This window comes from Streptomyces botrytidirepellens (assembly GCF_003721215.1).
GTDB classification, from domain to species: domain Bacteria; phylum Actinomycetota; class Actinomycetes; order Streptomycetales; family Streptomycetaceae; genus Streptomyces; species Streptomyces himastatinicus.
In genome coordinates, this window is sequence record NZ_RIBZ01000723.1 from 1 (window position 1) to 7,821 (window position 7,821).

General features: G+C 71.1%; 4 protein-coding genes. 2 read left to right on the forward strand and 2 right to left on the reverse strand.

The annotated features are described in order from the left end of the window. Positions 1–72: 72 nt before the first annotated feature. Positions 73–1,866, reverse strand: coding sequence for a lytic transglycosylase domain-containing protein (locus EEJ42_RS36995; protein WP_123106567.1), 1,794 nt, complete (start codon positions 1,864–1,866; stop codon positions 73–75). A gap of 168 nt (positions 1,867–2,034) precedes the next feature. After that, a complete protein-coding gene (gene polA / locus EEJ42_RS37000; protein WP_123106568.1) occupies positions 2,035–4,770 on the reverse strand; it encodes a DNA polymerase I in 2,736 nt (911 codons plus the stop codon). A 158-nt stretch (positions 4,771–4,928) separates the two neighbouring features. On the opposite strand from polA, the gene EEJ42_RS37005 reads away from it, so the two are divergent. Together EEJ42_RS37005 and EEJ42_RS37010 are read left to right on the forward strand one after the other, a co-directional pair. Further along, entirely contained in the window at positions 4,929–7,235 is a 2,307-nt protein-coding gene (locus EEJ42_RS37005; RefSeq protein ID WP_123106569.1) for an FdhF/YdeP family oxidoreductase, read from the forward strand. A gap of 64 nt (positions 7,236–7,299) precedes the next feature. Then, complete coding sequence (locus EEJ42_RS37010; RefSeq protein ID WP_123106570.1) at positions 7,300–7,770, forward strand: hotdog fold thioesterase; 471 nt, start codon at positions 7,300–7,302, stop codon at positions 7,768–7,770. Positions 7,771–7,821 lie beyond the last annotated feature (51 nt).

Consider the following 7,821-nt stretch of genomic DNA (forward strand, 5'->3'; position numbering starts at 1 on the left):
CCAACGCGAACGCGCCGCCCCCGGGCCCGGTGGGCTCGGGGGCGGCGCGCGGTGTGCCCGGGGCGGCGGCCGCTAGTTGGCGGCGGCCGGGGTGACGGTCAGCTCGACGTCGAGGACGGCGCCGTCGGCCGTGGTGAGGCGGAGCAGATAGGTGCCCGCGTGCTCGTCGGTCAGGATCTTCGGCAGCGTCAGCTGTCCGAGGGCGTTGGTCTTCAGCCCGGCCAGGGTGCGGACCGGCTTGCCCTTGGCGTCCAGGAAGTACGGACCCTTGTCGTTCACCCGGGGCTTCTTGGCGTCCGTGATCATGGTCGCGGTGACCGGGACGCCCGCCGCGACCTTGCCCTTGTTGGTCGCCTTGACGGTGAGGAGATCGGCGAAGGAGCCACCGGTCCCGGTCTTGAGGACGCCGTCACCGAGGCGGGCCAGCGCGTCGGCCCGCGGTACGGGGCGGGGCTTGACGGTCGCGGCGAAGTCGACCGGGGCCACCTTCTCGCGCCCGACGGCCGTGGCGCGCAGGGTGAACGAGCCGGGCTGCTCGCCCGCGAGCAGCTTGGGGGCGGTGGCGTTGCCGTCGAGGCCGGTGAGCACGGTGACGGAACGGACGAGGCCGAGGAAGCGGGCGCTCGTCTCGCCGCGGATCTCGTACTTCACGCGCGCCGCCGCCACCGGCTTGCCCGCGGCGTCCACCGCGCGGACCTTGGGGGAGCCGGTGAACGTCTCACCGGCGGTGGCGGTGAGCTGCTTGGCGCCGACCGCGGTCAGCTTGGCGGTGCCGGTGGGCTTGGGCGCGGGGGTGGTGGGCGGCGTGGTCGGCGGCTTGGGGAGCTGCGGACCGGGCGTCTGCGTCCCGCCGCCGCCCGGGTTCGGCGAAGGGGACGTGGAGCCGCCGCGGCCGTCGTTGGGCTTGGGCAGGGTGTGCGCACCGCCGTTGCCCTTGCCGGATCCCTTGTCCGTGTCCTTGTCGCCGCCCTTGCCCTTGCCGGATTCCTTGGAGCCCGCCTTGGAGCCGTCGCCGGACGGGGTGCTCCGCTCCGAGGGCAGCACGCCGGTGCCGTCGGGGACCTCGTGGGTGCCGCTCTTGTAGTACTCGAACCACGACAGGACGGTGTTCAGATACTCCTGCGAGTGGTTGTAGCCGAGGATCGCCTTGTTGATGTCCGCCTGGACGGACAGATCACGGTTGTTGGCGCACAGGTAGTAGCCGGCGGCGAGCGCCGCGTCGTAGATGTTGTTGGGGTCCGAGCGGCCGTCGCCGTTCCCGTCCTCGCTCCAGTTCGCCCAGGTGGACGGGATGAACTGCATCGGCCCGACGGCCCGGTCGTGGGTGGTGTCCCCGTCGAACTCGCCGCCGTCGGTGTCCTTGATCAGGGCGAAGCCGTTGCCGTTGAGGGCCGGTCCGAGGATGGGGCTGACGGTCGTGCCCTTGTTGTCCACGTTGCCGCCGCGGGCCTGGCCGGACTCGACCTTGCCGATCGCGGCCAGCAGCTGCCACGGCAGGTTGCAGCCGGGCTTGGACTCCCTGAGGGCCGCCTCCGCCTTCTTGTAGGCGGCGAGGACGCTCGCCGGGATGCCCGCCTCGGCCTTGGTGCTGCTGCCCGGGAACCCCGGCAGGTCGATCGAAGAGCCCGGCTTGTCCGGCTTGGTCAGCGGCGGCAGATCGGTGTGGTACGAGCCGCCGCCGTCGATGGGCGCATCGGGCGAGGGCTGTGCCCCACTGGCCCGGTCCCGGTCCCGGTGGTCCCCGTCCGCGTGCTCCTGCGCGGCGAACCCGGGCGCCTGGGATGCGGTGAGAGCGGCCATCGCGGCCGCCGCCACCGCCGTCGTGGCCGCCCCCTTACGCAGACGTCGGCCGATAAGCGGTGCCATCCGTGTGTCCCTCCCGTCGAACACAGTGCGCTCCCCCGCGCGTCAACCCTGGTGACACTACGACAACTTAGGGCCCGCGACTACCGGTGCCTACCGCCCGTCAGCGGCCATTCGAGGGCCCGGACTTGACTGGTTTCGCCGGTTCCACCGATTCCGCCGTGCGCCCGCTCAGTGCGCGGCCGACTCCCAGTCGGTGCCGACACCCACCGACACGTCCAGCGGAGCGCGCAGTTGGAAGGCACCGGCCATCTCGCGCCGCACCAGCTCCTCGACCCGCTCCCGCTCCCCCGGCGCGATCTCCAGCACGATTTCGTCGTGCACCTGGAGCAGCATCCGCGACGAGAGTTCGCCTGCCGTCAACGCGGCGTCCACCTTCAGCATCGCGATCTTGACGATGTCGGCGGCGGTGCCCTGGATCGGGGCGTTGAGCGCCATCCGCTCGGCCATCTCGCGGCGCTGCCGGTTGTCGCTGGTGAGATCGGGGAGGTAGCGGCGGCGGCCGAGCATGGTCTCCGTGTAGCCGATGGCACGCGCCTCCTCCACGACCCGCTGGAGATAGTCGCGGACGCCGCCGAACCGCTCGAAGAAGTTCTCCATCAGCCGACGGGCCTCGTCCGCGCCGATGCCCAGCTGCTGGGAGAGGCCGAACGCCGAGAGCCCGTACGCCAGGCCGTACGACATGGCCTTGATCTTGCGCCGCATCTCCGGGTCGACCTCGGACTTGGCGACGCCGAACACCTGGGAGGCGACCGTGGTGTGCAGGTCCTCACCGGAGGTGAACGCCTCGATCAGGCCCTCGTCCTCGGAGAGATGGGCCATCACGCGCAGCTCGATCTGGCTGTAGTCGGCGGTCATCAGGGATTCGAAACCCTCGCCGACGACGAAGCCGCGCCGGATCGCCCGGCCCTCGTCCGTGCGCACCGGGATGTTCTGGAGGTTGGGGTCGGTCGAGGAGAGCCGGCCGGTCGCCGCCACCGTCTGGTTGAAGGTGGTGTGGATGCGGCCACTGGGGGAGATCGTCTTGATCAGCCCCTCCACGGTGGAGCGCAGCCGGGCCTGCTCCCGGTGGCGCAGCATGATCACCGGGAGTTCGTGGTCGGTCTGCCCGGCCAGCCAGGCGAGCGCGTCGGCGTCCGTCGTGTACCCGGTCTTGGTCTTCTTGGTCTTGGGCAGGCCCAGCTCACCGAAGAGCACTTCCTGGAGCTGCTTGGGCGAGCCGAGGTTGAACTCGTGGCCCACCGCGGCGTGCGCCTCCTTCACCGCCTGCTGGACGGCGCCCGCGAACTGCTGCTCCATGCGGTCCAGCCAGTCGCGGTCGGCGGCGATACCGGAGCGCTCCAGCCGGGCCAGCAGCTCGGAGGTGGGCAGCTCCACATCGCTCAGCAGCCCGGCCGCGCCGACCTCCTCCAGACGGCCCCGGAACGCCTCGCCGAGGTCGAGGACCGTACGCGCCTTGATCATCAGGGCGTCCTGCTCGGCCTGTTCGTCGGCGCCGAAGGCGAGCTGACCGCTGTCCGCGGCCGCCGCCGGGGACAGCTCACGGCCCAGGTACTCGACCGACAGGGCGTCCAGCTCGAAGGAACGGCGGCCGGGCTTGACCAGATAGGCGGAGAGCGCGGTGTCCATCGAGACGCCCGCGACGGACCAGCCGTGCTCGGCGAAGACCCGCATGGTGCCCTTGGCGTTGTGCAGCACCTTCGGCCGGTCCGGGTCGGCGATCCAGGCGGCGAAGGCCCGCTCGTCGGCCTCGTCCAGCTCCGCGGGGTCGAAGCAGACCGCGGGCCCGCCCGCGGTGGCCAGCGCGACCTCGCTGACGCTGCCGCTGCCCAGCGCCCAGGTGTCCACGGTGGCCAGACCCAGCGGCTCGGCGCCGCGGTCCGCCAGCCAGGGCGCCAGCTCGCCCGCGCTCAGCGTCACCCCGTCGACCTCGACGCCGGGCTCCGCGGCGGCGGGCTCCGCGTCGGCCGCGCCCGGGTCGGCGGCCAGGATCCGGTCGCGGAAGTTCTGGTGGCGGAACTCCAGCGCGTCCAGGATGACGGCCAGCGCGGCCCGGTCGTACGGAACGCGCTTGAGACCGTCGGGGCCGACGCCCAGCTCCACGTCCCTGACCAGCTCGGTCAGCTGCCGGTTGAGCTTGACGGACTCCAGGTGGTCGCGCAGCTTCTCGCCGACCTTGCCCTTCACCTCGTCGACCCGCTCCACCAGATCCTGGAACGACCCGAACTGGTTGATCCACTTCGCGGCGGTCTTCTCGCCGACGCCCGGGATGCCGGGCAGGTTGTCCGACGGGTCGCCGCGCAGCGCCGCGAAGTCGGGGTACTGGCTCGGGGTGAGCCCGTACTTCTCCTGGACCTTCTCCGGGGTGAACCGGGTCAGCTCGGAGACGCCCTTGGTCGGGTAGAGCACCGTGACATGGTCGCTGACCAGCTGGAACGAATCGCGGTCACCGGTGACGATCAGGACCTCGAAGCCCTCGGCCTCGGCCTGGGTGGCGAGGGTGGCGATCACGTCGTCCGCCTCGAAACCGTCCACCGCGAAGCGGGTGACGTTCATCGTGTCCAGCAGCTCGCCGATCAGCTCGACCTGCCCCTTGAACTCGTCGGGGCTCTTGGAGCGGTTCGCCTTGTACTCCGCGAACTGCTCGGAGCGCCAGGTCTTGCGCGAGACGTCGAACGCCACCGCCAGGTGCGTGGGCTGCTCATCACGGAGCGTGTTCGCCAGCATCGAGGTGAAGCCGTAGATCGCGTTGGTCGTCTGGCCGGAGGTCGTGCTGAAATTTTCCGCCGGCAGCGCGAAGAACGCCCGGTATGCCAGGGAATGCCCGTCCAGCAGGAGCAGGCGGGGACGGTCCCCCGTGCGGTCGGGCGCGGGCGCTGCGGTCTTCTTCGATGCTTTCTCTGCCACGCCCCCGATCCTGCCACGCCCCACCGACAACGCCTCCCGCCTCCCACCCCCGGCCCACCGCACCGGGTGGTCCCAAAGTCCATGACTCATGAAAGGATCGATGGGGGACACCGAGCCGATGTCGAAGCCGACAAGTCGAGTCGAAAAAGGGGAGCGACATGGCATCCAAGCCACCCGCAGGCGATCCAGTACAGGACGCGCCCGAGGTCGCACCCCCGAAACACGCCGCCGCCGGGTTCCCCGCGGTCGGTCACTCGCTGCGCATCGCCCATCAGCAGATGGGAATCCGCCGCACCGCCCTCACCCTCATGCGGGTCAACCAGAAGAAGGGCTTCGACTGCCCGGGCTGCGCCTGGCCCGAGGGCGACAAGCGGCACGCGGCCGAGTTCTGCGAGAACGGCGCGAAGGCCGTCGCCGAGGAGGCGACCCTGCGCCGGGTCACCCCCGACTTCTTCGCCGCCCACCCGGTGGCCGACCTCGCCACCCGCAGCGGCTACTGGCTCGGCCAGCAGGGCAGGCTCACCCAGCCCATGTACCTGGACGAGGGCGCCGAGACGTACGAGCCGGTCAGCTGGGACCGCGCGTTCGACATCATCGCCGACGAACTGCACGCGCTGGACTCCCCCGACGAGGCCGTCTTCTACACCTCCGGCCGCACCAGCAACGAGGCCGCGTTCCTCTACCAGCTGTTCGCCCGCGAATTCGGCACCAACAACCTGCCCGACTGCTCCAACATGTGCCACGAGTCCTCGGGCTCCGCGCTGACCGAGACCCTGGGCGTCGGCAAGGGCAGCGTGCTGCTGGAGGACCTCCACAAGGCCGACCTGATCATCGTCGCCGGGCAGAACCCGGGCACCAACCACCCGCGCATGCTCTCCGCCCTGGAGAAGGCGAAGGACGGCGGCGCGAAGATCATCTCCATCAACCCGCTGCCCGAGGCGGGTCTGGAGCGGTTCAAGAACCCGCAGAACGCCCGCGGCCTCGCGGGCGGCGGCACCTCGCTCACCGACCTCTTCCTCCAGATCCGGATCGGCGGCGACCAGGCCCTCTTCCGCCTCCTCAACAAGCTGATCCTGGAGGCTTCCGACAACGCCTCGGACACGGACGAAGCCGTCATCGACGAGGACTTCATCCGCGAGCACACCCACGGCTTCGAGGAGTTCGCCACCGCGGCCCGCGCCGCCGACTGGGACGAGACGCTGCGCGCCACCGGCCTGGAGCGGGCCGACATCGAGCGCGCGCTGCGCATGGTCCTCGCCTCGAAGCGCACCATCGTCTGCTGGGCCATGGGCCTGACCCAGCACAAGCACTCGGTGCCCACCATCCGGGAAGTCGTCAACTTCCTGCTGCTCCGCGGCAACGTCGGCCGCCCCGGCGCCGGGGTGTGCCCGGTGCGCGGCCACAGCAATGTGCAGGGCGACCGCACCATGGGCATCTTCGAGCGGCCCGCCCCGGCCTTCCTGGACGCCCTGGAGAAGGAGTTCGGCTTCGCCCCGCCGCGCGAGCACGGCTTCGACGTCGTCCGCGCCATCCGCGCACTGCGCGACGGACAGGCCAAGGTCTTCTTCGCCATGGGCGGCAACTTCGTGGCCGCCTCCCCCGACACCGACGTCACCGAGGCCGCCATGCGCGCCGCCCGGCTGACCGTCCACGTCTCCACCAAGCTCAACCGCTCGCACGTGGTCACCGGCACCCGCGCCCTGATCCTGCCCACCCTCGGCCGCTCGGACCGGGACATCCAGGACGGCGGGCCGCAGTTCGTCACCGTCGAGGACTCGATGGGGATGGTGCACGCCTCGCGCGGCAGGCTGGAGCCCGCGAGCCCGCACCTCCTCTCCGAACCGGCCATCGTGTGCCGACTGGCCCGGCGGGTGCTCGGCCCGGAAAGCGGCACCCCCTGGGCGGAGTTCGAGCGCGACTACGCCACGGTCCGTGACCGCATCGCGGCCGTCATCCCCGGCTTCGAGGACTTCAACACCAAGGTGAGCAACCCGTCCGGGTTCGCCCTGCCGCACGCCCCGCGCGACAGCCGACGCTTCCCGACCGCCACCGGCAAGGCCAACTTCACCGCCGCCCCGGTCGAGTACCCCAAGGCCCCCGAAGGCCGGCTGCTGCTCCAGACCCTGCGCTCCCACGACCAGTACAACACCACCATCTACGGCCTCGACGACCGCTACCGCGGCATCAAGAACGGCCGCCGGGTGGTGCTCATCCACCCCGAGGACGCCCGCGAGCGGGGCCTCGCCGACGGCGCGTACGCCGACCTGGTCAGCGAGTGGACGGACGGCACCGAGCGGCGCGCCGCCGGGTTCCGGGTGGTCCACTACCCGACCACCCGCGGCTGCGCCGCCTCGTACTACCCGGAGACCAACGTCCTGGTCCCGCTGGACTCCACCGCCGACACCAGCAACACCCCGGCCAGCAAGTCCGTGGTGATCCGGCTGGAACCCACCAACCCCGTCTAAGCGTCCGCTCAGCGCGCCTGATAAGAAGGTGGCCACCACAGACAACCGAAACGGAGCCGGTCCGATGGGCGAGCAGGCCAGCGTGAAGTTCCCGCAAGAGGTCATCGACGAGTACGCGGCACTCGGCGTCGACCTCCTCGCGCTGTTCTCCGCCGGCCATCTCGGCACCCGCATGGGCGTGCAGATCCTCGAAGCCTCCGCGGAGCGGGTCGTGGGCACCATGCCCGTCGAGGGCAACACCCAGCCGTACGGGCTGCTGCACGGCGGTGCCTCCGCCGTGCTGGCCGAGACCCTCGGCTCGGTGGGCTCGATGCTGCACGGCGGCAGCGGCCGGATCGCGGTCGGCGTCGACCTCAACTGCACCCACCACCGCGGGGTGCGCTCCGGCCTGGTCACCGGCGTCGCCACGCCCGTCCACCGGGGGCGCTCGACCGCCACGTACGAGATCGTCATCAGCGACGAGCAGGACCGCCGGGTGTGCACCGCCCGGCTGACCTGTCTGCTGCGCGAGGCGGAGGGCCTGCCGAAGCCGTAAGTAACGCCCCACCTCGGTCCCATAGAAGCGGCGCCCCCGGATCCGGGGGCG